Source organism: Ramlibacter monticola (assembly GCF_016722785.1).
Taxonomy (GTDB): domain Bacteria; phylum Pseudomonadota; class Gammaproteobacteria; order Burkholderiales; family Burkholderiaceae_C; genus Ramlibacter; species Ramlibacter monticola.
The window spans coordinates 1091111-1116496 of record NZ_JAEQNE010000001.1 but is presented as its reverse complement, the minus strand read 5'-3'; the positions used below and the strand labels follow the sequence as shown (position 1 = coordinate 1116496).

Genomic DNA, 25386 nt, shown 5'->3' with positions numbered 1-25386 from the left:
TGCGGAATGACACCAGAGCACAAGCGAACGATCTGGAACCACGTCCGGGAGATGGCGACGTCGGATCCGGCCTATGCCCTGACGGCCGCTGCGTGGTATGCGCAGAACGAACCCTGGCTGTTCAAGGACCTGCGGCGGCATCTGCAGGAGTGGATAGCGGCGAACCAGCCGGCGGACTCACCGAGCGGCAAGCCGTCGTGATGGACCTGATCGTCGCCGGCCTGACCGGCAAGGAGATCGCCCGGGAGATCGGCGTCGCCTACCGCACGGTGGAGCACCACATGATCCTGGCGCGCCAGAGGCTGGGCGGCGTGAACATCGCGCGCGCCGCCGTGCTGTGGGACCGGATCCGGAGGGCCGCCTGATGCGCCGCGCCGCGAAGGTCGATCGAAACCAGCCGGAGATCGTCGCCGCGCTGCGCCGCATCGGCGCCGACGTGTTCAGCCTGGCCGCGGTGGGCGACGGCATCCCGGATCTCCTGGTGGGTTTCCGCGGCACGACGTACCTGCTGGAAGTCAAGGACGGCAGCAAGCCCCCGAGCGCGCGGCAACTCACGGACGACCAGATCAAGTGGCATGCCGCGTGGCGCGGTGGCCGGTGCGTGGTGGTGAGCAGCATCGTGGAGGCGCTGGCCGCGCTGGAGGTGACCGTCGCATGAGGACGATCGCCGAATGGCGCCAGTGGCTCGCAGGGCGCGCCTCGAGGGACGACGGCTGCCTGGTGTGGAAGCTCTGCAAGCGCTCCGGCGTTCCGCAGGCCAACTGGATCAACCCGCAGTCCGGCAAGAAGGAAACGATCAACGTCCGGCGGATGGTCTTCGAGGCGAGGGAGGGGCGGCCTGCGCACAAGAACGCATGCGTCGTGTGCAAGCACGGCAACGGCGGGTGTGTCGAGCCCTCCCACCTGATCGAGGTCACCCGAGGCGAGATGGCCCGAGGGCGGAAGCTGTCGGCCGCCGCCAGGGCACGGATGACGGCCGCCGCGCGCACGCGGAAGAACATCAAGCTGACGCAGGAGCAGGTCCGGGCGATTCGCTACAGCAGCGAGCCGTCGCATGTGGTGGCGGAACGGTTCGGGGTGAGCAAGAGCCACGTCTGCGGGATTCGGTCCAACAAGTGGTGCCGAGAGGCCGGCGATCCGTTCGCCGGGCTTGGCGCGAGGGCCGCCTGATGACGACCGAACTGACCGTAGAGCGTCTGCGATCGTTGTTGCAATACGACCGCGAGACGGGCGAATTCACATGGACGGCCGCCTGTTCTTTGGCCGCGTGGTCCGGAAGGAAGGCAGGGTGCACTACTCCGCTCGGATACGTGGCGATCAGCGTGGACGGCCGCAGCTATCGAGCGCACCGATTGGCGTGGATGCACGTCTATGGCGCATGGCCGAAGGGCGTCATCGACCATATCGACCACAACAGGGCCAATAACGCACTTGCAAACCTGCGCGACGTTTCTGTCGTGGGTAACAACCAAAACGTGATCGAGCCACTGAGGCGGAATAGATCGGGGGTGCTTGGCGTCAGCAAGAAGCGCAGTAAGTGGAGGGCGACCATCGGGATCGATGGCAGGTCGGTGCACATCGGAACTTTCGACAGCCAGGAAGAGGCGCACGCTGCATATCTGGCAGCGAAGCGCGCCCATCACGACGGGAATGTGCTGTGACTGCCGTTTGTTCTCGCTGCGGCCGCTCCCTGCGCCACCCGATCCGCTGGGCCGGGTTGGTGCTGGGCGAGAAGTGCGCCCGGGCCGTCGGCGCCGCGGCGGTGAGCGGCCGCCGGTTCTTCGAGGCGCCCAGCCACCGGCGCGCGGCCGCGGTCGTGGACCCGGGCCGGGAGGTCGATCCGCGGCAGCTGGTGCTGGAACTGGAGGAGGCGTTCCATGCCTGACATCCTGCTCGTTCGCCAGGAAGCCGCCCCGATCGCTCCGGCGGATGCGGAGGCCGCGCGCCGGGTGCTGTTCGGCACTGTCGATGGACTCGGCGAGCAGCACAGCAAGTCCTGGCGCCGGTTCATCAACCGCCTGTTCCGGCTGGAGCCCGGCGAGGTGGTGGAGATCAAGACGCACCAGGCGCGCAGCGGTCCCTTCCACCGCCGGCACTTCGCCCTGGAGCAGGCGCTGTTCGAGGCGCAGGAGCGCTTCGAACACTTCGACCAGTTCCTGTACTGGATCAAGGTCGGCGCGGGATGGGTGACGTGGGCCGCGGGCCCGGCCGGTGGCGTGGTGCCGATCCCGCGCTCGGTCAGCTTCGCGGCCGCCGATCAGGAGGCATTCGAGGACTTCCACCAGCGAGTGGTCGCCTTCCTGCGCGGCCCGCACGCGGCGCGCTACCTGTGGCCGCACCTGAAGGACAGGGCGGACGGAATGATGAATCAGATCCTGGAGGGCTTCAGCGAATGAGCAACAACGTCGTCTACCTGTCCGGGCCGATCAGCGGCCGCCCCGAGGGCAACCGCCCCGCCTTCGACCGCGCCGCGGAGAACCTGCGCGCCGCCGGCTACCAGGTGGTCAACCCGCATGAGGTCTTCACGGAGGAGCCGCCGGCCGACCACGCCGACCTGGCCGAGTACTGGGTGCGGGCGATGCGCGCCGACCTCGTGGCCATGATGCGCTGCACGCACATCTGTCGCCTGCCGGAGTGGGAACACTCCCGCGGCGCCACGATCGAGTCGCGGCTGGCCGCGGACCTCCGCTTCGGCGTGGTGCGGCTGGACGGCAACCTGGAGCCGGTGCGATGAAGCCCGTCCCCCGCGAGCAGCTGCGCGACCGCATCGACCAGATCGAGCGCGACCTGCACACCGAGTGGGAGCGCGAGCCGGCGCCGGCCGTCCCGCAGCTGCGCACCACCGAGCCGGCGCTGCCGGAGTTGAACCCGATCCCGCTGTGGGCGTGGCTGTGGGGAGTGCGGGCATGAGCGCCTTCCGCAAGCCGGCCGACCGTCAAGAGCGCCGCGCCGCCGAGCGCGAGGCGAACCTGCGCGCGCTGTCGACGCCCACGCGTGCCCTGCACCGCGGCGTGTACGCGCCGGCCGCCGCTGTCCCCGTGCCCGCACCGAAGGACGAAGCCTACCGGGATGCCGCGCTGCTGGAGATGGCGCGCGATCGCCCCTGCCTGCTGCTGGTGCCGGCGGTGTGCACCCACCGGACCGACACCACGGTGGCATGCCATTCCAACCTCGGCGAGCACGGCAAAGCCGGCGCCCGCAAGGCGGACGACTGCTACAGCACCTGGGGCTGCGCGGCCTGCCATGCGTGGCTGGACCAGGGCCCCGCCCCGGCCCGCCAGAAGCGCTTCGCCTTCATGTCCGGGCATGCCCGCCAGGTGCTGGCCTGGCGCCAGATCGCCACCGACCCGACCGAGCCCGAACGCTTCCGGCGCGCCGCCGGCCGCGCGCTCGCCCACCTGAACGCAACACCTCTGGAGGCCGCATGACCCCGAAAGAACACCGCCGCATGGAACGAATCCAGTCCCTCGGCTCCCGGCTCCCGGTTCTGTCCATGCTCTGGCTGGCCGTGGAGATGAGCGTCGTGGCGACCGCCGCAGGCGCCGTCGTCGCGCTGTTTGCGTTCCAGTGGATGCAGCGCGGCGGCCCGTGGCAGGACTGGGCGGCGGCGATCATCCTCGCATTCGGCGGCGCCCTCGGCGCGATCCATCTGGTGACCGCGTGGTACTTCCACCGGCTGGACGAACTCCTGGGGCTGGAATGAGCCGCAAGCGCACCCATCGCAAGTACCAGCCCGGCATGCACCCGCTGGACCTGCTCGCCGCATGCCGCCCGATGTCCGCGCGCCAGGTGCAGGGCTGCATGCTGCGCATTCACGACGCCTTCGCGCAACTTCGCGGCGGCGGCGCCGACCAGGATCTGTTCGACCGCATCGCCGTCGTCATCAACGTCGGCCTGATCCGCAGCGAGCAGATCGGGCAGCAGGGCGTCGAGCTGTTCCAGGCCGCCCAGAAGGCGCTGATGGAAGCCGCGCGCATCCGCTGCGACCACGGCCGCTTCGGATTCACCGGGCCCGGCTTGGAGACCCTGAAGGAAGCCATTGCCCTCTACGAGGAGATCCTGGCCGCCAGCTCGCCGCGCCAGATGAACCTCGCGCAGGACGAGGTGCTGCGCCGCATCAGGATGGGCGAGGTGTACTGCCCCGAGGCGCTGGCTGTGGACACGAACACGAACAGGATGGCCGCATGAATCTCGCCTTCGCACACATCCCCGGCGCTTTCGACGGCGCCGTCTACATGCCCGGCGTGGAGGTGACCGAGGTCGCGCAGCCGGCGCCGGCCCCGAAGCCCGCACCGCAGGTTCCGCCGCCGGTCTGGGACGCCCGCCCGATCTCGCCGGACGCCTGCGAGCGCGCCACCCACGCCATGTGCGGCGGCTGAAGAAGTAACACGAAAGGAAAAGGATGCTGGCAGACACGAACACCGCCAACGAGCGGCCGGGTATCGAAGAGCAATACGAGACTGCGAGCAACACCAGCGACCTGTCGGTGGAGTCGCACCGGCGCGGCGCCGTGGACATCCTGATCGCGGCCGCCTGGAGCGAGACCCGGCTGGGCGGCGCGCTGCTGCGCCTGCACAGCGAGTACGAGGGCTCGGAGAAGCCGGCGCGCATGGGCTCGGCGGCGGTCGACCGGCTGGCCGGGACGCTGGAACTGGTCGACGGCCTGACCGCGTGGCGCGAGGCGCCGGACAAGGCGCCGGTGTGGCTGAAGCCGACCGAGGCCGCGAAGCGCACCGCCCACCAGTGGCACCTCCACGAGACGGCGCTGCTGTTGCAGAAGCTGAAGGCCCTGCCCGAGGTGCGCGAGCAGCTCACGATCCGGGCCGCGATGTGGGGCATGGAGGATGCTGCGTCGAAGGCGGCCGGCGTCATTCGGTACTGGCTGGACCAGACGTGCCAGTCGTGCGACGGCCGGAAGTTCCGCCTGATTCAGGGTGCGCCGAAGCTGTCGAACCGCGCCTGCCCGACCTGCCAGGGCAGCGGCGTCGCGCCAGTTCCGCACGGGCAGGAAGGTCGGAAGCTGGCGAACTACCTCGACTCCTGCGTGCACCGCGCGCGACAGGGCATCAGCAATCGCTTGCACAACCGTGACGGCTGATTTACACTTGCCCTCGCCGATGGCACAGGCCGCTGAGCCTGTCGCGCGGCACCTCTCCGCCGGACACCCGAGACAGCGCCCGTAGCGCCCTCGGCTCGACCTGACGGGGAAATTGCCTCCAGAATCTGAAGCCCGCCACGTGCGGGCTTCGTCGTTTCGGGGACGCTGAATAGCAATCCAAGGCAGCAGGCAGTTCGCGCAGCACAAGTCCTGACCGCCACCTCGCACAAGCAGCGCCCCGCCCTTTGCCGCAAACCCCAGCTCACCCACACCTCCCGAGCGCGTCCTTCTAGGCGCTTTCCCGGAGGAACCCGCTGGGCGCTACCTGCGATGCGCGCAATCGCAGGCACCAACCGCCGCCCGGATCACCCGGCCTCTCCACCCGGCCGGGCGGCGCGTTGGACCCCTACAAGGAACGCCCATGCTGCAACGCAAGAAGCCGAATCGCATCGCGCTGTTCTTCGCGCACTACCGCGTCGCGCGCAGGTACGCCGGCCCGGTCGACGCGGCCCGCGTCGCGCTGATGTTCGCCAAGGTGGCCTGACCATGCCCATCCTCTTCCTCGGCTGGACCCTCGCCTACGCGCAGATCGGCTGCATGCTGTGGTGCGGCGGCGCGATGGTTTGCTGGCCCCTCGACTTCACCTGACCATGATCCGAGAAACAGCAGAAGCCGCCAGCCAGGCGGCAAGCAAAGCCATGTACGCCGGCTCAGCGGTCGCCAGTGGCGCATGGGGCGCGTGCGAGTTCAACCTGACCGGGGACGAGATCACGAGCGTCGTCGGCGTCGCCGGCCTCGCCGTCGCCGTCCTGGGCTTCCTGACGCAGTTCTGGTTCAACTGGCGGCGCGACCAGCGCGAACAGGCGATCGCCGCGGCCAAGCTGATGGAGCGGTGATGATCCTCACGCTGCAGACCCTGGCCAGCGCCACCGGCGCCGGCATCGTGCGGGCCCAGAGCTGGCTCGCGTACCTGCAGCAGGCGCTGGACGCCTTCGAGATCACCACGCCCGCGCGCGCCGCCGCGTTCCTGGCCCAGATCGGCCACGAATCCGCCGGCCTGCGGTTCACGACCGAGATCTGGAACCCGGCGCAGGTCCCCGCGCAGGCCCGCTACGAAGGCCGCGCCGACCTGGGCAACACCCAGCCGGGCGACGGCTTCAAGTTCCGCGGCCACGGCCTGATCCAGGTCACCGGCCGCGCCAACCACGCAGCCGCGCGTGATCACCTCCGCGTGAAGTGCGGCACCCGAGTGCCCGACTTCGAGCAGGAGCCGCACCGCCTGGCCGAGCCGGAATGGGCGGCGCTGTCCGCTGCCGACTTCTGGGCCCGGAAGGGGCTGAACGAGCTGGCCGACGCCGGCAACTTCGAGCAGATCACGCGCAGGATCAACGGCGGCACGAACGGCCTGGCCGACCGGCTGGCTCGGTTCGCTGTCGCCAAGAACGTACTGGGAGCCTGAACATGGATCCGATCACCATCGCCATGGGCCTGGCGCAGTTCGCGCCCGCCATCGTGAAGTGGCTCACCGGCAGCGACAAGGCGGAACAGGCCGCGGGCGCCGTCGTGGAGATCGCCAAGCAGGTCACCGGCAAGGGCACGGGCGACGAGGCGCTGGCCGCTGTGACAGCCGACCCGGCGCTGGCCATCCAGTTCCGGACGGCCCTGATGCAGAACGAGGCGGACCTGGACAAGGCATACCTCGCCGACAGGCAGGACGCTCGCATGCGCGACATCGCCTTCCTGCAGGCCGGCAAGGTGAACGCGCGCGCCAACGCGATGGTCGCGATGGACGCCATCGGCCTCATCGCCTGCCTGGTGGTACTCACGCTGTTCCGCAAGGAAATCCCCGGTGAGGTGGTCGGCCTGCTGTCCACCATCGCCGGCATCTTCGGGCTGTGCCTGCGCGATGCGCACCAGTTCGAGTTCGGCAGCAGCCGCGGGAGCAAGGACTCCAGCGAGGCGCTGCGCCAGATCGCCACGCGGCAGGGCTCGTGAAGCTGACCACGCTGAAGCCGCGGCTGGCCACGCTGGTGACCCAGCGCATCCCCACCCAGCAGGCCGGAGACGATCGCCTGCGGGGAAGCGCCGCGGTGAAGCGCCGGGCTCGCTTCTTGGCTGACCGCCCGCTCTGTGAGGAGTGCACCAAGGACGGCCGGGTGAGCGCATCGACCGTCCCCGATCACCGTGTCCCGCTGTGGGCCGGCGGCGCGGACGACCTCGAGGCGAACGGCAACAGCCTTTGTGCATCGCACCACGACGCCAAGTCCAAGTGCGAGGCCCGTATGCGGGCTGCAGGAGGCTGGCTCTCGACGCCCTGCATCTGCGGGCAGCACTGACCAGAAAGACCGAAGCCCGGAGCTGTTGACGCAGCGCCCGGGCTTCTAACCACCACCGAGTAGGAGTCGGCATGGCTGACACGGATTATGCGCGCCTGACCGCAGGCGGCGCAGGCTTTTCGTCGCTGATCACGCAGAAGCGCGGGAGAGGTAGGCCGCTTGGCAGCACCTCTGGAGGCCATTCGTGGTCCACAAGGTACGAGATCAAGTGCCAGCGCTGCGGTTCGCTGGCAACGGTGAAGAAAGCCTCGGCGCGTTGGTGCGGGGATAAGTGCAGAAATGCCGCCAGCAACCGCGCCAAGCAGGAGCAGGCCAGGAACAGCGATCCGAGGCCGTGCCGCTGGTGTGGCACCGTGTACGCGCCAGAGTACGGAAGCCTGCGCACGCACTACTGCACCACGGAGTGCAGGGACGCAGCGACGCGGAAGGTCAGGAGCGGCAGTTCGCATAGGCGGCGAGCCGAGAAGTTCGGCTGCGAGTACCAACCCGTGAGCAAGTGGCGGGTCTTCGACAGGGACGGCTGGAGCTGTTACCTGTGTGGGCGCGACACGCCAAAGGAACTGAGCGGAACCACGGAGCCGAACGCACCGGAGCTCGAGCACGTTGTGCCGTTGGCCAAGGGTGGAGCGCACAGCTACGAGAACGTGCGGTGCGCGTGCAGGAGGTGCAACCGGGCCAAGGGTTCCGGTCTGCTGGAGGGGTAGGGGGCGGGAAGAAGTCTGGCTCGATGCGGGTCTCGAAACCACATGGTTCCGCACGGAGACAAAACTTCCCCCATTTCAAAAGGGGAATCAAATGGCCGGAGTCAAAGGACGAAGCGGCGGCGCCCGTCCGGGGGCTGGCCGGAAGCCGAAAATGCCGTCCCCGAAGTCGCCCGCCGGGGCGGCCGTGGCTGTCGAACTGGAGCCGCAGGGGCATGGCGGCGCGCTGAAGCGCTCCCGGTCAGAGCCAGTGCCGATGGCGGACCGGGACATGCTGCAGTTGCTGCAGGACGTCGCGCTCGGGAAGGTCGAAGCCAGCTCCCTGCAGGTTCGCGCCGCCATTGCGGCGGTGCAGTACACGCACACGAAAAAGGGCGACGGCGGCAAGAAGGAAGAGGCGGCAGGCAGGGCCAAGCAGGCAGCCGGCGGCCGGTTCGCCGCCGCGGCGCCGCCGAAGCTGGTCGCCTCCGGCGGTAAGAAGGTCTGACCGTGAAGTTCTCGACGGCCTGCCCGGACTGGGCGGCCCGGCTGCGCGCCGGCGAGTCGATCATCCCGCCGCCGATCTTCCCGGAGGTGGCGGAGCAGGCGCTGGAGGTGTTCAAGTCCCTGCGCATGGTGGACGCGCCGGGCTCGCCGACGTTCGGCGAGATCTGCGAGCAGTGGGTGTTCGACCTGGTTGCGTCGGTGTTCGGCGCCTACGACCCGGACAGCGGCCGGCGGCTGATCACCGAGTGGTTCATCCTCCTGCCGAAGAAGAACGGTAAGAGCACGATCGCCGCCGGGATCATGATGACGGCGCTGATCCTGAACTGGCGACAGTCGGCGAAGTTCACGATCCTGGCGCCGACCGTCGAGATTGCCTCGAATTCGTTCGACCCGAGCCGGGACATGTGCAGCGAGAACGCTGACGTCGAGCTGTCCGCGCTCATGCACGTGCAGACGCACATCAAGACCATCACCCACCGGGAGAGCAACGCTTCCCTGAAGGTGCTGGCGGCGGACTCCAACACGGTCGGCGGCGCGAAGTCGGTCGGCACGCTGGTCGACGAGCTCTGGCTATTCGGCAGCCAGCCGCACGCGGCGAACATGCTGCGCGAGGCGATCGGCGGACTGGCGTCGCGGCCCGAGGGCTTCGTGATCTACCTGACCACGCAGTCTGACGACCCGCCGGCAGGGGTGTTCAAGCAGAAGCTGGACTACGCGCGCGGCGTGCGGGACGGACGGATCAAGGATACGAAGTTCGTCCCGGTGATCTACGAGTTCCCGGCGGACATGATCGCCGCCGGAGAGCACCGGAACCCGGCGAACTTCCGGCTGGTGAACCCGAACTGGGGCCGGTCGGTGGACGCCGAGTTCATCGAGCGCGAGTACGCGAAGGCGCAGGAGGCGGGCGAAGAGGAGATCCGCGGCTTCCTGGCCAAGCATGGGAACGTCGAGATCGGCCTGGCGCTGATGTCCAACCGGTGGGCCGGCGCAGACTTCTTCGAGGCACAGGCGCGGAAGCTGTCACTGGACGACCTGCTGGAGCGCTCCGAGGTGGTCGACGTTGGGATCGACGGCGGCGGCCTGGACGACCTGCTGGGGCTGGCGGTGCTGGGGCGCGACCGGGAGACGCGCGAGTGGTTGCTCTGGACGCATGCCTGGGCGCATCCGAGTGTGCTCGAGCGCCGGAAGCAAGAGGCGCCGCGGTTCCTGGACTTCCAGAAGGATGGCGACCTCACGCTGGTGCGCCAGATGGGCGACGACGTGCTGGGGGTGGCGGAGATCGTCGCCCGGTGCGAGTCGGCCGGCACGCTGGACAAGGTGGGAGCGGACCCGGCCGGCATAGGCGGCATCCTGGACGCGCTGGTCGCGGCGGATGTGCCGCAGGACAAGATCATCGGCGTCAGCCAGGGCTGGCGCCTTGGCGGCGCGATCAAGACGACGGAGCGCAAGCTCGCCGAGGGCGGGCTGGTGCACGGCGGCCAGCGCCTCATGAACTGGTGCGTCGGAAACGCCAGGGTGGAGCCGAAAGGCAACGCCATCCTGATCACGAAGCAGGCATCCGGGTCGGCCAAGATCGACCCACTGATGGCCACCTTCAACGCGGTGTCCCTCATGTCGCTGAACCCAGCGGGCATGAACCTGGACGAATTCCTCAATAACCCGGTGTTCGGCTGATGGCACTACTTCAGACTTTCCTCGGCTGGTTCCGGGGCGGCGGTGCGCTGGCCGAGACGGTCGGCGAGCAACGGCCCATACCGGCCGGTGCCCTCGTCGAGGACACGCAGCAGATCGGGGCGGACGGCGCGCTGCAGATCGCGACGATCTGGTCCTGCGTGGAGCGCCGCGCCAACGTGGTCGCGTCGCTGCCGTTCTTCGCGTACGAACAGGCGAACGGGCAGAAGACGCTGGCGCGCAGCTCGCGTCTGTACTCGCTCCTGCACGAGAGCCCGAACGCGCGTATGACGCCTTTCGAGTTCTGGCGCGCGATGATGATGAACCACGACCTGCGCGGCAACGCTTACGCGCGGATCGACCGGGACGAGCGGACGGGCGAGGCACTCTCCTTGTGGCCCATGCCGGCCGACCAGGTCACGCAGCACGTGCTCGAGGACGGCAGTTGCGTCTACGTCTACCGGATCAGCAACGACGTGGCCGTGCTGAGCGCGGAGAACGTCCTGCACCTGAAGGGGTTGGGTAACGGCACGACCGGCCTGTCGAAGCTGGAGTTCATGCGGCCGACGACCGACGAGGCGGCGAAGGCACAGACGACCGCCAGCCGCCTATTCGGCGCCCACGGCAAGCCAACTGGCGTGCTGATGGTCGATTCGGTCCTGAACAAGACCCAGCGCGACGCGATTCGCCAGAATTTCGGCGAGATGGCCGCCGGCAACACCGGCCGCCTCTACGTTCTCGAGGCGAAGATGGAATACAAGCAGCTGGCCATGTCCCCCGAGGACCAGCAGCTGCTCGAGTCGCGCCAGTTCGGCGTCGAGGAGTTGTGCCGCTGGATGGACGTCCCGCCGGTGCTGGCCTATCACTCCAACGTCACGACCTGGGGAAGCGGCATCGAGTCGATCCTGGACGGCTGGTACAAGCTGGCCATCCGCCCCATCCTCGTGAGTATCGAGCAGGCGGTGCGCAAACAGGTGATGACGCCGGCCCAGCGCGCCAGACAGTCCGCCGAGTTCAACTTCGACGCTCTGCTGCGGGGCAACGCCAAGGACCGCTTCGAGCTTTACGCCAAGGCGGTGCAGAACGGCCTGAAGTCCCGCAACGAGTGCCGCCAACTCGAAAACGATCCGCCGATAGCCGGCGGCGACGACCTCACCGCCCAGACCAACCTCGTGCCGCTGTCCATGCTGGGCAAGGTGCAACCCAAGGGAGCCGCAAATGCTTCTTCGCAAGACGATCTCGCTCAGTGACGTGTCCCTGAAGATGGAAGGCGACACCGGGAAGTTCTCCGGCTACGCCTCCGTGTTCGGCGGGGTGGACAGCTACGGCGACACCATCGTGAAGGGCGCCTTCGAGTACTCGCTGAAGAAGAACGGCAAGCCGAAGATGTTCTTCAACCACGAGTGGGGCATGCCCATCGGAAAGTGGCCCATGGTGAGGGAAGATGACCACGGCCTGTTCGTGGAGGGCGAGTTGACGCCCGGCCTGATGCTGGCGTCCGACGTGCGCGCGGCGATGAAGCACGGCACGCTGGATGGCCTGTCGATCGGCGGCTTCCTGAAGAAGGGCGACTACGAAGAGACCGAGGGCGGCCGGGTGATCCGCCGCTGGTCCAACCTGATGGAGGTGTCCCCGGTGGTCTTCCCCGCCGACGGCGCCGCCAGGATCGACCTGTCCAGCGTCAAGGGCGAGGAGTTCGCCGCGGCGCTGGAGGAGGAAATCGCGGGGCTCGAAACCCTGCGCGAGTTCGAGAGCTTCTTGCGGGATGCAGGCGGCCTCAGCAAAGGGGCGGCGAAGGCGCTGACCGCCCGCGTGAAGGTGCTGTTCGGCCAGCGGGATGCTGGTGGCGAGCCGCTCGACGCGAAGCAAATCGCCGACCTGACGGCCCATTTCCAGCGGCTGGCAACGATCGGCGCGTAGGCGCGCATTCCGCAACCACACAGGGGCCCTTCGGGGCCCTTTCCCATTCCCGAAAGGAAAAGGCAATGTCTCTCGAAGTCATCATGAAGTCGCTCGAAACCGTCGAGCGCAACCTGGCCGCCATGTCGGAGAAGGCCGACGGCGAACTGAAGACCCTTGGCAAGGTGTCCGCCGACACCAAGGCCGCCCTGGACAACATCGGCACGCAGCAGCGCGAGCTGGCCGACCGCCTGACCGCGCTGGAGCAGAAGGGCGTGCTGCGCCCCGAAGGCGAGGCCAAGGCGGACGGCTGGGGTGACCAGCTGGTGAAGTCGCCCAGCTTCAAGGCGTTCGCCGACGGCGGCGCCCAGAAGGTCCGTGTCGAGGTGAAGAACACCCTGACCGGCTCCGATGCCAACGTGGCCCCGCACCGCACCACCGGCATCGTCCCGGGCGCGCACAACATCCTGACCATCGAATCGCTGTACTCGCACATCCCGTGCAGCAGCAACGCCATCGAGTACACGAAGGAAGCCTCCTTCACGAACAACGCGGCGGAAGCAGCGGAAGGCGCGGCGAAGGCCGAGTCCGCGCTGACCTGGTCGCTGGTGAACATGCCGGTGAGCACGGTGGCCCACTGGATCAAGATCTCGCGCCAGCTCGCCATGGACAACGTCGCCCTGGCCGCCTACGTCGATGCCCGCATGCGCTACGGCGTTCAGCGCAAGGTCGAGACGCAGCTCGTCTCCGGCGACGGCACCGCCCCGAACATCAGCGGCTTCATGGACTCGGGCAACTACACCGCGCACGGCATCGCCGACGCGGCGCTCGGCTCGGCGCTGAAGAAGCTTGTCCTGATCCGCAAGATCATCGGTGACCTGGAAGTGGCCGGCTACGCGCCGAACGCCATCGTGCTGAACCCCGCGGACTGGGCCACGATCGAGACGGACCTGCTGGTGTCGGCGGTCAACGCCGTGCGCGTGGCCTACAACCAGGCGGGCCAGCCGATGCTGTGGGGCGTCCCGGTGGTGAAGTCGGTGGGCATGACGGCCGACACCTTCGCGGTGGGCGACTTCACGCAGCACGGCAACATCTACGACCGCGAGGGCGTGGTGGTGCAGCTGTCCGAGAGCGATTCGGACAACTTCACGAAGAACCTGATCACCCTGCGCGCCGAGCGGCGCCTGGCGCTGACCAGCGAAGTCCCGGCGGCCATCCGCGCCGGCGACCTGACCCCGGCGTAATGAGACAGGGGCGGCTCCCGGGCCGCCCCTTTTCGCTGAAGGAGACGCAATGAAGGCAACCGCCAACTTCTCGCACCACCTTTTGGGCGCTGTCCCGAAGGGGGCGACAGTCACCGGGGCCCAGGGCCTGCTCGACGAGCTCGCGGCGCAGGGCCTGATCAACGAGTCCGGCGTGGCCGACGCGACGCCGCGTCTCGATGTGGACGAACCGAGCGACACCCTCATCGTCGATGGATGCGATTCCACCGGGTCGGGGACGGCGACCTTCACCGCCACCAATGCCCCGGCCGCGATCAGCCCGAAGAAGTGGATCAAGGTCACGATCGGCGGCGTCGTGGGCTATCTGCCGTGGTTCTCGACATGATCCAGATCAAGTTCACCAAGTTCGGCGCTCACTCCGCGTTCGGGGGCTTTGCCCCTGGCGACACGATGCGCGCCCCGGACGCGCTGGCCCGCCATCTCGTGGAGGAGGCGCAGGTCGCCGAGTACGTGCAGCCAAAGGCGCCCGCGCCGGCCCCGCAGCCCGCTGAGGCCCCCGCGCCCGCGCCGACCCCGACCCCCCGCAAGGTCCGGAGCAAGTAATGCCCCTGGTGGACCTGAACACCGCCATCGCGCACCTTCGCGCAGAAGCCGGCGACCCGCGCGTGCAGCCGCTGCTGGATGCTGCGGAGCGGTTCGCCTTCGAGCTCCTGGACCGAAACGTGTACGCGGACGCTGGGGCGCTGTCCACCGCGATTGCCGCCGCGCCCGCGGCGCTGGCTGCAGCGAAGGCCGCCTATGACGCCGCCATGATCGCCGCGGCGACGCTGACGGACTGCGAGCTCCGCGCGAAGGCGGAGGACTACGCCGCGAGCGCCTGGCGCGCCGCGCAGGCCGCCTCCGACCGCGCGCAGTTCGGGATCGTCCTGAACGCGGACATCACCGCCGGCATCCTGCTGCAACTCGAGCACCTGTACGACGGCTCGGACACGGACAAGGCAGCCGCTGCGCTGCTGCAGCCGTACCGGCGCCTGGGGGCGTGATGCGCGCGGGCACGCTGAACCGCCAGGTCACGATCCAGCAGCCTGGGGCCACGCAGGACGAACTCGGCCAGCCCATCCCCGGCGATTGGACGACGCTTGCGACGGTCTGGGCGAACATCCGCCATCTGAACGGCCTCGAAACCGTGAAGGCCGGCGCGGAGACGGCTACGGTGCGCGCCTCCATCCGGATCCGCTACCGCACCGACGTGACCGCGGCGATGCGGGTGGTGCACGGCGCCACGACGTACCAGATCAAGGCGGTGCTGCCGGACGAGGCGGGCCGGCAACATGTGGACCTAGCGTGCGAGGTGGTTGCGTGAAGCCGAGTCGCACGTCAGCGAACCGGAGCGCGGCCTACGCCCGCCAGCACCCTCCGGTGCAGATGCCGGTGGACCTGTCCGCCTTCAACGACATGCTCGCTGGCCTGGAGGAGGACATCTCGCAAGCCCTGCGGCCGGCGGCGCAGGCCGGCGCGGAGGTGATCTACCGGGCGGTGCTGCAGAACGTGGACCGGATCGGCAGCGTCTCCGGCAGCCTGCGCTCCTCCATCTATCAGGCGTTCGTGGAAAAGGACAGCGTCGAGCTTCCCAGCGGCGGGTATTCGAGGGTCCGCTACGACGTGTCATGGAACCCGGTGAAGGCGCCGCACGCGCACTTGATCGAGTACGGCCACATCCAGAAATTCAAGGTGTACCTGGGCGCTGACGGCAAGTGGTACACGAACAAGAAGGCTCCGCTGCCCGCGCCGAAGCAGATCGCGGCGCGGCCCTTCATGCGCCCCGCCGCGTACAAGCAGGGCGAGGCCGCGGCCGCCGTTGAGGCAGCCTTCTGGAAGGCGATGCAGAAATGACCTTCGAAGCCGATCTCGTCACCCTCCTGAAGGCAGCCGCACCGGCTCTCGGGACGCGCGTCTTCCCTGACTTCGCTCCGGTGAGCGCGACGCGGCCCTATGTCACCTTCCAGCAGGTCGGAGGCGATGTGCTGAACCCGATCGCGAACGGCGCGCCCGGGAAGCGCAATTCCGAAATCCAGATCAACGTCTGGAGCAACACGCGCTCCGAGGCGTTGCAGATCTCGCGCGCCATTGAGGACGCCATGCGCGCCGCGACCGCGTTCCAGGCCCGGCCCATCGCCGCGGCGGTCTCCGACTACGACGCCGACATCCCGGTCTATGGGTGTCTGCAGTCCTTCGGCTGCTGGCACACGACCTAGCAGCTCCACCGAATGAGATTGCCCGCCCTCGGCGGGCTTTCCCATGTGCCCGCCAGGGCAACCCACCAGCCGCCCTCGGGCGGTTTTTTCATTCCCGAAAGGAAACCATGAAACTCCTGCTCCTGCTGTCCGTCCTGGCGCTGGCGGTCATCGCCTTCGCGCTGTTCACCCCCTCCGGCCGCGATCTCGCGCGCGACTTCGGCGACCGTGTCTCGCAGGCCATCTTCGGCCACATGACGCGCAACGGCCTGGTGCTGGGCACCTACAACTTCCCCGAGGGCACGCGGTTCTATTTCTGCTCCTCGGCGAACTTCGCGGCCGCCAAGACCATCACGGCCCTGACCAACGCGAACCCCGCGCTGGCGACTTCCACCTCGCACGGGTATGTCGACAACGACGAGATCTTCCTGGACTCGGGCTGGGAAGATGCGAAGAACGCGATCTACCGAGTCGACCAGCAGGACGTCAACGGCTTCCAGGTCCTGGGCCTGAACACCAGCAGCACCAGCTTCTACCCGGCCGGCAGCGGAACGGGCACCGCGAAGAAGGTCGGCTCCTGGGTCCAGATCCCGCAGGTTCTCGGCATCCAGACCTCCGGCGGCGACCCGCGCTTCACGCAGGTCAGCCCGCTGGCGAGCCGCAACTCGCAGAACATCCCCACCGGTTTCAACCCGTCGACGACGACGCTGTCGCTGGGCCACGACCCGGCGGACGTGAACTGGCTGGCCATGGTGGACATCTCCCGCACCCTCACGCCGGTGGCGTTCAAGATGGTGCTGGGCGGCGGCGGCACGACCTACGGCTACGGGTACATGGCCTGCAACGAGCAGCCGCAGCTGAACCAGAACCAGGTCAACGCCGTGAGCGTGGTCCTGTCGTTCCAGGGCCGCCAGATCTCCTACTCGACCTGATCCCACCGGGGCGCGAGCCCCATCCAGAGCACCGACCCGGGCTGTCGTCTCTCCGTCGCGGGAGAGCGGCGGCTCGGGCACGGGCGATTCCCTCCTCCCGCGATTGGAAACACACATGGCCAAGATCAAGCTGGGCGCCCGCCCGAAGTCGTTCAAGCGTACCGTCAAATTCCCGATGCTCGAAGGTGGCGAAGGCGCCATCGAGGTCTCCTTCAAGTACCGCACCCGCTCCGAATTCGGCGCCTTCCTCGACGAGGTGATGGCCGCCGGCAAGGCTCGCGCCCAGGAGCAGCCCTCCGAAGACCTGAGCGTCGAGGAGCTGCACAAGCGCACCGCGGCGGCGAACACCGACTACATCCTGCAGATCGCCGATGGCTGGAACCTCGACGAGGAATTCAGCCACGCGAACGTGCTGCAGTTGTGCGACGAGCTCCCCGGCGCGGCGAACGCCGTCATGGAGATCTACCGCGTCGCGATCAACGAGGGCCGGCTGGGAAACTGAAGGAGGCGGCTGCGGCGCTGTATCAGCGCCTGCCGCAGCCAGCAGCCGGAGACCTGATCGGCCAGGCCATTCTCGCCGCGCAGCAGCGCGTCGAGTTCGAGGTCTGGCCGGAGAACTGGCAGTCCTTCGAGCTGTTCGCCTCGCTCTCTACTCAATGGCGCGTCGGCATGAACGGTCCCACGGGGCTGGACTACTCCGTCCTGCACCGCGAGCTCGACGACCTCGGGCTCTCCGGTGACGAGCGCCAGCAGACCAAAGCCGACATCCGCGTGATGGAGCAGGAAGCCCTGACCGTCATGCGCTCCAACTGACCCGCCCCCGGGCGGCTTCTCAGGAAACACTCCATGTCCGAAAACCGCAAGGTCGTCGTTCCCGTTGTCGTCGACGGCTCCGGGGCGAAGGCCGGCTTCGAAGAGGTCAAGCAGGGTGGGCGGGACATGGCCCAGGCCCTGCAGCAGTCCGCCCAGCAGGCGGGGCAGGCCGTCCAGAAGATCGGCGACGGCAGTGCTCCGGCTGCGGCGAAGTTGGACGGCGCCACGCGCAGCATCATCGGCAGCATCCAGCGCACCACCGCTGTCATGGAGGCGGGCGGTCGCACCACTGCCAAGTATTACGAGGCCCTGGCCGCGCAGCGCGGGGTGAGCGTCGACGCGCTGAAGCCCTACCTGGCGCAGCTCGAGGCGGTGCAGGCGAAGCAGGCGCAGGCCACCTCGGGCCTGCAGTCGCAGGCGGCCGCCATGGCCGGCACCGCGCAGTCCGCCAAGCAGCTGCAGTTCGCGCTGCGCGGCGTGCCGGCGCAGATGACGGACATCGCGACGAGCCTCGCCTCTGGCCAACGGCCCCTGCAGGTTTTGCTGCAGCAAGGCGGCCAGCTCAAAGATATGTTCGGCGGCATCGGGCCGGCGGCGCGCGCGCTGGGCGGCTACATCGTCGGCTTGGTCAACCCGCTGACCATCGGGGCCGCGGCCATCGCCGGCATCGCCTTTGCGGCGCATGCGGGCAGCGAGGAGCTGAGGTCGTTCCAGAACGCTGCCACGCTCTCTGGCAATGCCATCGGCGTGTCGGCCAGCCGTTTCGGCGAGCTGCGCGACTCGCTCGCGAGCGTGGCCGGCACCAAGGGCAAGGCGGCCGAAGTCCTGGCGGAGATCGCGAAGAACGGGCAGCTCGCCGGCCAGAACATCTCCGCCATCGCCGAAGCCGCGGTCCTGATGGAGAAGGCCACGGGGCAGGCCGTGTCCAAGACGCTCGCCGACTTCGTGAAGCTGCAGGACGAGCCGGCTAAGGCGGCTGCGGAGCTGAACAAGCAGTACAACTTCCTGTCCACGGCGATTTACGCGCAGATCAAGGCGCTGGAGGAGCAGGGCGAGAAGCAGAAGGCGGCCGACCTCGCCACGAAGCAACTGGCTGACACCACGAAGGATCGCTCCAAGGCCATCGTGGAGAACGTCGGGTACATCGAGGCCGCATGGAAAGGCGTGCTCGGCGTCCTCAAGGAGGTCGGCGACAAGACTCTGGAGATCGGCCGGCAGCAGTCGACGGCGCAAGAGCTTGCCGGGGTGCAGGCGGAACTCAAGTCCGTGCGGGGTCAAGACCCGAATCGGCGTTTCCGTCTGCCGTGGCAGAAGAGCGAGCAGGAGCTGGCTGCCGACGAGCGCCGCCTGCTGCGCATGCTGGAGATCCAGAACGGCTCGGCGGCGGCGGCAGAGCAGGCGGCGGCGGCCACGCGGGCCGGCATCGCGGCATACGACGCGGCGTCGAAGACCTCGGAGCAGTACGCCGACAAGCAGGCCAAGCTGAACAAGGCGCTCAAGGAGTACCGAGACAGCCTCGCGGAACTGCGCAAGACCCCCGCCGACGAGCGCACTGCAGCCATCCGCGCGCAGCTTGATCCGAAGACGATCGCCCGCACAGAAGCCGGAATCCGCAAGTCGTTTGCGCCGGAGACGACCGGCCAAAGCGAAGTTGCCGGCATCCGTGCGCGCGTTGAGTCAGAGCAGCGCGAACTCAAGCGCCTGCAAGACCAGATCGCCTCGGGAAACTTCTCCGACCGCAAACTCTCCGCGGGCGAAGAACTGGTCATCAAGATTCAGGAGGAGTTGAAGACCAGCATCACTGGCGTGGCGCGCGCGGAGAAGGAGCGTGCGCTGGCCGCGGCGCAAAGCCTGGCCGTCGTGCAGCGCCAGCGCGAGGCGCAGGAAGAGCAGAACAAGGCTTACAAGGACGCGCTCGCAACCATCACCAAGCACGCCGACGCGGTGGGCCAGCAGGCCGACGCGATCCGCCAGCAGGCGATCGGCCAGGAGGCCGCCAACGCGCAGTTCGGCAAGAGCAAGACGGCCGTCGAGGAGTCGACGCTCGCCCTGCTGAAGCTGCAACTCGCCGAGGCGGACTCGTCGGACACGTTCGACCCGCGCTACGTTGCCGGCCTGCGCGCCAAGACCGAGGCGCAGGAGCGTTTCGTCGCTGCGCTGCAGAAGGCGGAATTCCTGCAGAAGTCGCGCAGCCTGGACGAGGCCGGGCGCGTGGCGGCCGAAGAGACGCAGACCCTGCAACTGGAGGTGAGCCTGCTCGGTCGCACGCAGCAGGAGCGGGAGAAGATCATCGCCCAGCGCCGCGTGGAAGTCGCGCTGGCGAAGGAACTCGCCGAGATCGAGCGGCTGAACCTCGGCACGGGCCCGGAGGCGGATGCGAAGCGCCGGGAACTGCAGGACAAGGCGCGCTCGAACGCGCGCGTGCAGGCCGCGAACGCCGAACAGAAGACGATTCTGGACGAGTGGCAGCGCACCACCGACAGCATCAACCAGAGCCTCACGGACGCTCTGCTGCGCGGCTTCGAGAGCGGCAAGGACTTCGCCCAGAACCTGCGCGACACGCTGAAGAACATGTTCGCGACGCTGGTGCTGAAGCCGGTCATCCAGGCGGTGCTGCAGCCGGTGGCGGGACAGCTGGCCAGCTTCGGCCAACAGGGCTTTGGCAGCTTGTTCGGCCAGCCCGGCAACCTCATGGGCCCGCCCAGCCCGTTCGGCGGGTCGATGTCCATCCCCGGCCTGGGCACTATTGCGGGCTCGCAACTCGGGTTCCTTGGCACCATCGCCGCCGGTGGCGCCATGGTGGGCTCCACCATCGGCCAGATGATGGGGCTCAAGGGCGACCAGATGAAGGTGGCCAGCGCTGGAGGGGCGCTGTTCGGCGGCATCCCTGGCGCGATCTTCGGGAAGCTGGTCAGCCCTGGCGGCGGACCCAAGACCGAGTCCGGCTTCGGAGTCGGCATGCCCACGCGCGGCGACCCGACGGCGGCGCGGACCATCGTCGAGGCCACGCAGGCGACCTACAAGGCCATCGCTGGCCAGCTGGCGAAGGACCTGCAACTCGGGGTGTTCAGCGCCGCCGACCCGCAGGGAACGGCGCAGACCCAGCTCGCCTTCGACGCCTTCCTGAACGGCCAGAAGATCAGCAGCCGTGGCGACCGCTTGGGCGGGACCGAGAACGTCGGCAGGTCGGAGGCCGAGCTCACCGCTGCGGTGACCGACGAGGCGAACCGCGTGATCCTGAAGGCTCTGGAGGAAACGGGCCTGCCGGACAAGATCGGGGCGTACCTTCGCCAGTTGGGCGACGTCGACGCCCTCTCAGGCGGCGCGCTGGACGCTGCGGTGCAGAAGCTGAAGAAGGCGATGACCGAGCGTCAGACGCTCGAGGCGCAGCTCTTCGACCTGACGCACACCGATCTGGAACAGGTCGCCGCGGCGCGTGCGAAGGAGCGCGAGGCGATCGACGACACGAACCGCGCCCTGTACGACCACATAGCGGCCCTGTCGGACCTGAAGGCGACCGAAGCCGCGGCGCGCGGCGCCCTGATGGCCGCCTACGAGCGCGAGAGCGACGCCCTTCGCGGGGTGGTCGAGCGGCACACGAACTACGCGCAGCAACTGCGCCAGGTGCGCGACAGCCTGGCCGACGAGGCGCCCGCATCGCGCTCGACGCGCACGGCCCGAGCCAACAGCGTCTTCTCTGGAACGCTCTCCAGCGCGGTCGCCGGCAACGAGCAGGCGCTGCAGGCCCTCGGCGCCTCCGGCAAGGCGCTGATCGACGCGGCGAGGGAGTCCGCGCGCACCCCCGCGGAGGTTGCCGCGGCAGTGGCTCGCGTGCAGGCAGGGCTCACGACTGCCGCATCCTCGGCGGAAGGCCGCGCGACGACCGCGCAGCAGCAGCTCGATGCGATGACGCAGCAGCTCACGGCGCTGGGGTTGTTGAACACCACCGTGATCTCCGTCGGCGATGCGCTGACGGCGTTCCTGAACGCCCAGACGGCCATCCAGCAGGAGACCTTGCGCTATACGGCGCAGATCGCTGCGGAGCAGGCGTCGGCCGACGAGGTGGCCCGCCAAGCGGCAGCGGCTGCTGCGGCTGCTGCGGCAGCCGTAGTTGCTCCGGCCGTGGCTGCCGCGACGACGGCCCAAAACACGTACATCGACTGGTCTGCCGAGTTTCGGGGCTCTGGCGCTGCCACGGGCGGCTGGCGCGGCGCGGGCCCGGTGCTGGTGGGCGAATTGGGCCAAGAGGTCGTCGATTTCGAGACGCCCGGCCGCGTTTACACGAACGAGCAGACCCGCGGGATGTTCGCATCGAACGCTGCCCTGGAGCCTCTGCTGCGCGACATCAAGGCGGAACTCCGGGGCCTGCGCGATGAAACCCGCGTGGGCGACGTGGCTGCGGTCACGAACCTTCAGAAGATCGAAGCCCGGCTTAAGAAATTCGACATCGACGGCATGCCGGCGGTGCGCGCTTAAAGGAAAACCATGGCAAGCGGAGCACTTTTCGTCGAGCCCCTCGTCATTGCGACTGGCGGGGCACTCACGTCGACCAACGTTGACGGCTCACTCGACCCTGCGGCGTACGACGCCGGGCACGCATACGGGCTCGGCGATCAAGCCACGTCCGGGGAGTCGGTCTACCAATCCCTGCAAGCCGCGAACACCGGCCACGCCGTGTCCGATGCCGCATGGTGGGTGCGCGTCGGCGCCATCAACAAGATGCGCATGTTCGACCAGAAGGTCGGGGCGCAGACGGAGCGCGCGGACACGATCGTCGTCGAAGTCACGCCGGCACAGGTAATCGGCGTTGTCTCGCTGCGCAACGTGCAGGCAACGTCGGTAACGGTGGAGCAGCGCACGGTGGCGGACGGCGTCATTTTCACGCGAACCATCAGCCTGGACGACCCGGTGTCAGATTGGTTCGAGTACTTCTTCAACCCCATCACGCGCCAGAGCGAGGTGGTGTTCACGGGGATGCTTCCGTTCGGCGACGCGATCTACAAGATCACCGTCGACAACACGGGAGGAACTGCCAAGTGCGGCGAGGTCTTGATGGGCCCGGCACTGGAGGCGGGCATCACCGAGGGTGGCGTCACGACCGGCATTGATGACTACTCCCGAATCTCGGCGGACGAGTTCGGTGTGCGCGACATCGTTGAAAGAGACTTCGCCGACAACATGGAGTTCACGGTGTACGTGCCGGTTGTGCGCTCGCCGACACTGGTGCGCTTCCTCACCCAGAACCGCGCGCGACCGATCCTCGTCCTCGCCTCCGACGCGCGACCCGACGCTCAGGTGTTCGGCCTGGCGGAGAGCTGGCGGCGCACCCTGAGCTACCCGGGGACGGACGTCTTCAACGTTTCCATGAAAGGGCTGACCTGATGCCTTTGACCGCACCGCCCTCCGCGCCACCGGCGTCCCCGACAGCGCCTGGTGATGCGCCTTCGCGCGTCAACCCGTCATCCTTCCGCTCGCTGGCTGACGCCTTCGTCGTGTGGCTGGTCGGCTTCAGAAACTCGGTCTCCGACCTGCGCGCCTGGCTGGCCACGTACATCACGTGGGCCGGCACGCACGTGACGGAGATGAATGCGCTGCAGACCGACGTCTCCACCAAGTCGGCGCAGGTGGCCACCGATGCGGCTCAGGTGGCGGCTGATGCTGTGACCGTCGCCGGCATCGCCTCCGCCTTCGGGGACGTCGACACCGCTATTTTCGATGCGACCACACAAGCCGGGATAGCGACATCACAAGCGGTCGATGCCGCCGCGCAGGCGACGACGGCCACTGCGGCGAAGGTTGCGGCAGAAGCGGCGCGTGACGCTGCCAACACCTCGGGCCGTGTGTACGCAAGCACTGCCGCCGGCCTCGCCGGAACTACGAACGGCCAGACGTTCAGCGTCTTCTCGGGCGACTACATCATTCAGTACCGCAACGACAGCGGGTCCGCTACCGAAGTCGGGCGCTTCTACGTGAAGTCCTTCTTCGACGCGCTGTTCCCCCAAGGATTCGGCTCGGCGCGTACGGGGTGGCTGCATGCCTGGCAGGACTCCGCGGGCCGGCTGCTGGGCGGCATCAAGCTGGATGGCACGTTCTGGTCCAAGGGGGTGAACATCTCCGGCGGCGTAACGCAGGCGCTTGCGGATGCGGCTGCCGCCTTGACGGCTGGCCAGGGGGCCGCCATCGCAGCGGCAACGGTGCTGGCTGGCCCCGAGCGCAGCCTGTACCTGCACGCCTTCACCGACTCAGCAAGCCGCATCCTGGGAGGCTTCCTCAAGAACGGCGAACTGGAGGTGAAAGGCGTCAACATCTCCCAGGCCGTGGAGGGCGTTCCGACCGCGATCTCGTACACCCAGCCGTCCACCGACAGCGTGATCTTCGGGGATTCGCTGACCGAAGGCGCTGGCGCCTCTGCGGGGCAGAGCGTGGGGGAGCAGCTCCAAGCCCTGTACGTCGCGGCAGCCGATACGCGCACCATCTACAAGTCCGGTTACGGCGGGCAGAGCTCCAGCTCGATCCTTGCGCGACTCGGCCCGGTGCCTTCGCTGGTCACGCTGCCCACTGGCGCCAGCGGTTTCCCAGAGATCCCTGCTAGCGGCTCGGTCAACGTTACCGTGACGAAGGCGCCGCTGGCCTACGCCGACGCTTCGCAAACCAAGTCCATTACCGGTACGCTGGCCGGCATTCCGGGAACGCTGTCCAAGGCTGGCGTCACCGGGCAGTACAGCTTCGCGCGCACCGCTGCCGGCAGCATCGTCGTGTGCGATTCGGCCATTCCATTCGTCCCGGCTACCGAGGCGCACCGTTTTCATACTCTGGTGTGCTGGATCGGCACCAACAACATGCTGTCCAACACGGCGGCGGAAATCCTCGCGTACATCGGGCAGTACCTGTCCTGGCAGGCAACGACGCAGAAGCGGCGCGTGGTCGTCATGCCGGCCATCGACTGCCTGAGTGGCAGCGTGGCGACGATCAAGGCGACCTACGACAGCCTCCTGGCGCTGGTGAAGGAAGCCTACCCCTACGAGTACATCGACCTGCGCGGGCTGCTCCAGCGACACAACGACGGCAGCGGCAACGACCTCGCGGACATCGCTGCGGGCCTGCCTCCGCGCAGCCTCCTGCACACCGACCGCTACCACCTGAATACCGCCGGCTACGGCGTTGTGGCCGCTGAGATCAAGCGCATCTTCGACAGCAAAGGATTCTGACCATGCCCAGCAACACTTCCGTCTTCAAGTCCGGCGGGGCTTGCACCGACACCAGCCTGCCGATCCTTTACCGCGACCCGGCGGCCTCCTCCGGGTCGAAGTGGGTTCTGGATGCCCTCGACTCTTACTCGTGGCCGTCCCAAGCGGCGCCGTCCGTTGGGAATTCATGGGTGAATCTGGTGACCGGTGCGGACGGAAGCTTTTTCGCCGGCACGTCGGGATGGGGCGGAGCGGGGGGGTTCACCTCCGCCGCTGCTACGGGCCCTGAGATCCGCCTGCCCACCACCGGCAAGGTGGCGTCCGGCCAGCTCACAGGGTTCGTGGTGATCGCCTGGGTCAAGCCCTCGGCGGTGTCCAGCAACAAGTTCATCGTCGGCATGACGGATGGCGCGGCTGGGACTTCGCAATACCTGATCTATCAGTCTGCCGCCTCCTTCGCCTTCATTGCCAACACGCTGAGCGCTACGACCTACAACGGCGTGGTGTCCGGCACGGTCTACCAGGTGGCTGTCGGCTACCAAGGCAACGGAGCGGGCACCTTCACCCGTAGCGCCTGGGTCAATGGTGTGCAGAACGGCACTGGAACCGCCGCGGCAGCGGCCAGCATCTACCAACCTTCCAGTTCGTTGCCGCGCGTGGGCAAGCTGCCCGCATTCAGCACGGATGCCTACGACGGAACCATCTATCGAACGCTGTTCGACGACCTGAGCGGCGGCCAGACCGTGGCGCAGATCGTGGCCGCCGACTACGCCGCTGGTGTGGGCCGGTTCTCGTGATCCGGCCGA

38 protein-coding genes are annotated in these 25386 nt (G+C 68.0%); all 38 read left to right on the top strand.

Features of this window, described 5'->3' with window-relative positions:
- The first annotated feature begins 6 nt into the window (after positions 1 to 6).
- The 38 genes from JJ685_RS05325 (at position 7) to JJ685_RS05145 (ending at position 25377) form a co-directional block, all read left to right on the top strand.
- Positions 7 to 201, top strand: coding sequence for a hypothetical protein (locus JJ685_RS05325; RefSeq protein ID WP_201673153.1), 195 nt, complete (start codon positions 7 to 9; stop codon positions 199 to 201).
- Positions 201 to 365, top strand: a complete 165-nt coding sequence (locus JJ685_RS05320) for a LuxR C-terminal-related transcriptional regulator (RefSeq protein ID WP_201673152.1) — start codon at positions 201 to 203, stop codon at positions 363 to 365. Before JJ685_RS05325 ends, JJ685_RS05320 begins: the two co-directional genes overlap by 1 nt.
- Positions 365 to 658, top strand: a complete 294-nt coding sequence (locus tag JJ685_RS05315) for a hypothetical protein (RefSeq protein WP_201673151.1) — start codon at positions 365 to 367, stop codon at positions 656 to 658. The genes JJ685_RS05320 and JJ685_RS05315 overlap by 1 nt, the downstream gene beginning before the upstream one ends.
- A complete protein-coding gene (locus JJ685_RS05310; RefSeq protein WP_201673150.1) occupies positions 655 to 1170 on the top strand; it encodes a hypothetical protein in 516 nt (171 codons plus the stop codon). The genes JJ685_RS05315 and JJ685_RS05310 overlap by 4 nt, the downstream gene beginning before the upstream one ends.
- Positions 1170 to 1661 (top strand): HNH endonuclease, encoded by a 492-nt coding sequence (locus JJ685_RS05305; protein ID WP_201673149.1) that lies wholly within the window; start codon positions 1170 to 1172, stop codon positions 1659 to 1661. Before JJ685_RS05310 ends, JJ685_RS05305 begins: the two co-directional genes overlap by 1 nt.
- Positions 1658 to 1885 carry a hypothetical protein gene (locus JJ685_RS05300; protein WP_201673148.1) on the top strand — a complete coding sequence of 76 codons (228 nt, stop codon included), beginning with the start codon at positions 1658 to 1660 and terminating at the stop codon, positions 1883 to 1885. Before JJ685_RS05305 ends, JJ685_RS05300 begins: the two co-directional genes overlap by 4 nt.
- Positions 1878 to 2396 (top strand): DUF1367 family protein, encoded by a 519-nt coding sequence (locus JJ685_RS05295; RefSeq protein ID WP_201673147.1) that lies wholly within the window; start codon positions 1878 to 1880, stop codon positions 2394 to 2396. Before JJ685_RS05300 ends, JJ685_RS05295 begins: the two co-directional genes overlap by 8 nt.
- Positions 2393 to 2734, top strand: a complete 342-nt coding sequence (locus JJ685_RS05290) for a DUF4406 domain-containing protein (protein WP_201673146.1) — start codon at positions 2393 to 2395, stop codon at positions 2732 to 2734. The genes JJ685_RS05295 and JJ685_RS05290 overlap by 4 nt, the downstream gene beginning before the upstream one ends.
- Positions 2731 to 2910: a hypothetical protein gene (locus tag JJ685_RS05285; RefSeq protein ID WP_201673145.1), complete on the top strand. Its 180-nt coding sequence runs from the start codon at positions 2731 to 2733 to the stop codon at positions 2908 to 2910. The genes JJ685_RS05290 and JJ685_RS05285 overlap by 4 nt, the downstream gene beginning before the upstream one ends.
- Positions 2907 to 3428: a nuclease domain-containing protein gene (locus tag JJ685_RS05280; RefSeq protein ID WP_236598679.1), complete on the top strand. Its 522-nt coding sequence runs from the start codon at positions 2907 to 2909 to the stop codon at positions 3426 to 3428. The genes JJ685_RS05285 and JJ685_RS05280 overlap by 4 nt, the downstream gene beginning before the upstream one ends.
- The gene (locus JJ685_RS05275) at positions 3425 to 3703 is read left to right on the top strand and encodes a hypothetical protein (RefSeq protein WP_201673144.1); all 279 of its coding nucleotides are present in this window, start codon (positions 3425 to 3427) and stop codon (positions 3701 to 3703) included. The genes JJ685_RS05280 and JJ685_RS05275 overlap by 4 nt, the downstream gene beginning before the upstream one ends.
- Positions 3700 to 4188 carry a hypothetical protein gene (locus JJ685_RS05270; protein ID WP_201673143.1) on the top strand — a complete coding sequence of 163 codons (489 nt, stop codon included), beginning with the start codon at positions 3700 to 3702 and terminating at the stop codon, positions 4186 to 4188. The genes JJ685_RS05275 and JJ685_RS05270 overlap by 4 nt, the downstream gene beginning before the upstream one ends.
- Positions 4185 to 4379, top strand: a complete 195-nt coding sequence (locus JJ685_RS05265; protein ID WP_201673142.1) for a hypothetical protein — start codon at positions 4185 to 4187, stop codon at positions 4377 to 4379. Before JJ685_RS05270 ends, JJ685_RS05265 begins: the two co-directional genes overlap by 4 nt.
- A 23-nt stretch (positions 4380 to 4402) precedes the next feature.
- On the top strand, positions 4403 to 5098 hold the full coding sequence (locus JJ685_RS05260) for a DnaJ-like cysteine-rich domain-containing protein (RefSeq protein ID WP_201673141.1): 696 nt from the start codon (positions 4403 to 4405) through the stop codon (positions 5096 to 5098).
- Positions 5099 to 5519: 421 nt separating this feature from the next.
- Positions 5520 to 5642, top strand: a complete 123-nt coding sequence (locus JJ685_RS30045) for a hypothetical protein (RefSeq protein WP_269117359.1) — start codon at positions 5520 to 5522, stop codon at positions 5640 to 5642.
- A 154-nt stretch (positions 5643 to 5796) separates the two neighbouring features.
- Entirely contained in the window at positions 5797 to 5994 is a 198-nt protein-coding gene (locus JJ685_RS05255; protein WP_201673140.1) for a hypothetical protein, read from the top strand.
- Positions 5994 to 6557: a glycoside hydrolase family 19 protein gene (locus tag JJ685_RS05250; RefSeq protein ID WP_201673139.1), complete on the top strand. Its 564-nt coding sequence runs from the start codon at positions 5994 to 5996 to the stop codon at positions 6555 to 6557. Before JJ685_RS05255 ends, JJ685_RS05250 begins: the two co-directional genes overlap by 1 nt.
- 2 nt (positions 6558 to 6559) lie before the next feature.
- Positions 6560 to 7093, top strand: coding sequence for a hypothetical protein (locus JJ685_RS05245; protein ID WP_201673138.1), 534 nt, complete (start codon positions 6560 to 6562; stop codon positions 7091 to 7093).
- Positions 7090 to 7434, top strand: coding sequence for an HNH endonuclease (locus tag JJ685_RS05240; RefSeq protein ID WP_201673137.1), 345 nt, complete (start codon positions 7090 to 7092; stop codon positions 7432 to 7434). The genes JJ685_RS05245 and JJ685_RS05240 overlap by 4 nt, the downstream gene beginning before the upstream one ends.
- Before the next feature lie 71 nt (positions 7435 to 7505).
- Entirely contained in the window at positions 7506 to 8138 is a 633-nt protein-coding gene (locus JJ685_RS30360; RefSeq protein WP_201673136.1) for an HNH endonuclease, read from the top strand.
- A 184-nt stretch (positions 8139 to 8322) separates the two neighbouring features.
- On the top strand, positions 8323 to 8622 hold the full coding sequence (locus tag JJ685_RS05230) for a hypothetical protein (protein ID WP_201673135.1): 300 nt from the start codon (positions 8323 to 8325) through the stop codon (positions 8620 to 8622).
- Positions 8623 to 8624: 2 nt separating this feature from the next.
- Positions 8625 to 10295 carry a terminase large subunit gene (locus tag JJ685_RS05225; protein WP_201673134.1) on the top strand — a complete coding sequence of 557 codons (1671 nt, stop codon included), beginning with the start codon at positions 8625 to 8627 and terminating at the stop codon, positions 10293 to 10295.
- Complete coding sequence (locus JJ685_RS05220) at positions 10295 to 11542, top strand: phage portal protein (RefSeq protein ID WP_201673133.1); 1248 nt, start codon at positions 10295 to 10297, stop codon at positions 11540 to 11542. The genes JJ685_RS05225 and JJ685_RS05220 overlap by 1 nt, the downstream gene beginning before the upstream one ends.
- Positions 11511 to 12212, top strand: a complete 702-nt coding sequence (locus JJ685_RS05215) for an HK97 family phage prohead protease (protein WP_201673132.1) — start codon at positions 11511 to 11513, stop codon at positions 12210 to 12212. The genes JJ685_RS05220 and JJ685_RS05215 overlap by 32 nt, the downstream gene beginning before the upstream one ends.
- A gap of 65 nt (positions 12213 to 12277) precedes the next feature.
- Complete coding sequence (locus tag JJ685_RS05210) at positions 12278 to 13435, top strand: phage major capsid protein (protein WP_201673131.1); 1158 nt, start codon at positions 12278 to 12280, stop codon at positions 13433 to 13435.
- A gap of 49 nt (positions 13436 to 13484) precedes the next feature.
- Positions 13485 to 13799, top strand: a complete 315-nt coding sequence (locus JJ685_RS05205) for a hypothetical protein (RefSeq protein ID WP_201673130.1) — start codon at positions 13485 to 13487, stop codon at positions 13797 to 13799.
- Entirely contained in the window at positions 13796 to 14017 is a 222-nt protein-coding gene (locus tag JJ685_RS05200; RefSeq protein WP_201673129.1) for a hypothetical protein, read from the top strand. Before JJ685_RS05205 ends, JJ685_RS05200 begins: the two co-directional genes overlap by 4 nt.
- On the top strand, positions 14017 to 14457 hold the full coding sequence (locus JJ685_RS05195) for a phage gp6-like head-tail connector protein (protein ID WP_201673128.1): 441 nt from the start codon (positions 14017 to 14019) through the stop codon (positions 14455 to 14457). Before JJ685_RS05200 ends, JJ685_RS05195 begins: the two co-directional genes overlap by 1 nt.
- Positions 14457 to 14777, top strand: coding sequence for a phage head closure protein (locus tag JJ685_RS05190; protein ID WP_201673127.1), 321 nt, complete (start codon positions 14457 to 14459; stop codon positions 14775 to 14777). Before JJ685_RS05195 ends, JJ685_RS05190 begins: the two co-directional genes overlap by 1 nt.
- The gene (locus tag JJ685_RS05185) at positions 14774 to 15307 is read left to right on the top strand and encodes an HK97 gp10 family phage protein (protein ID WP_201673126.1); all 534 of its coding nucleotides are present in this window, start codon (positions 14774 to 14776) and stop codon (positions 15305 to 15307) included. Before JJ685_RS05190 ends, JJ685_RS05185 begins: the two co-directional genes overlap by 4 nt.
- Positions 15304 to 15669, top strand: coding sequence for a tail completion protein gp17 (gene gp17 / locus JJ685_RS05180; RefSeq protein ID WP_201673125.1), 366 nt, complete (start codon positions 15304 to 15306; stop codon positions 15667 to 15669). Before JJ685_RS05185 ends, gp17 begins: the two co-directional genes overlap by 4 nt.
- A 107-nt stretch (positions 15670 to 15776) precedes the next feature.
- Positions 15777 to 16580, top strand: a complete 804-nt coding sequence (locus tag JJ685_RS05175) for a phage tail tube protein (protein ID WP_201673124.1) — start codon at positions 15777 to 15779, stop codon at positions 16578 to 16580.
- Between the two features lie 115 nt (positions 16581 to 16695).
- Entirely contained in the window at positions 16696 to 17082 is a 387-nt protein-coding gene (locus JJ685_RS05170) for a phage tail assembly chaperone (protein ID WP_201673123.1), read from the top strand.
- Positions 17001 to 17393 carry a DUF1799 domain-containing protein gene (locus tag JJ685_RS29655; RefSeq protein WP_201673122.1) on the top strand — a complete coding sequence of 131 codons (393 nt, stop codon included), beginning with the start codon at positions 17001 to 17003 and terminating at the stop codon, positions 17391 to 17393. The genes JJ685_RS05170 and JJ685_RS29655 overlap by 82 nt, the downstream gene beginning before the upstream one ends.
- A gap of 426 nt (positions 17394 to 17819) precedes the next feature.
- Entirely contained in the window at positions 17820 to 21869 is a 4050-nt protein-coding gene (locus tag JJ685_RS05160) for a phage tail length tape measure family protein (RefSeq protein ID WP_201673121.1), read from the top strand.
- 9 nt (positions 21870 to 21878) lie between these two features.
- The gene (locus JJ685_RS05155) at positions 21879 to 22775 is read left to right on the top strand and encodes a hypothetical protein (protein WP_201673120.1); all 897 of its coding nucleotides are present in this window, start codon (positions 21879 to 21881) and stop codon (positions 22773 to 22775) included.
- The gene (locus tag JJ685_RS05150; RefSeq protein WP_201673119.1) at positions 22775 to 24601 is read left to right on the top strand and encodes a hypothetical protein; all 1827 of its coding nucleotides are present in this window, start codon (positions 22775 to 22777) and stop codon (positions 24599 to 24601) included. The genes JJ685_RS05155 and JJ685_RS05150 overlap by 1 nt, the downstream gene beginning before the upstream one ends.
- Before the next feature lie 2 nt (positions 24602 to 24603).
- Entirely contained in the window at positions 24604 to 25377 is a 774-nt protein-coding gene (locus JJ685_RS05145; RefSeq protein WP_201673118.1) for a hypothetical protein, read from the top strand.
- Positions 25378 to 25386 lie beyond the last annotated feature (9 nt).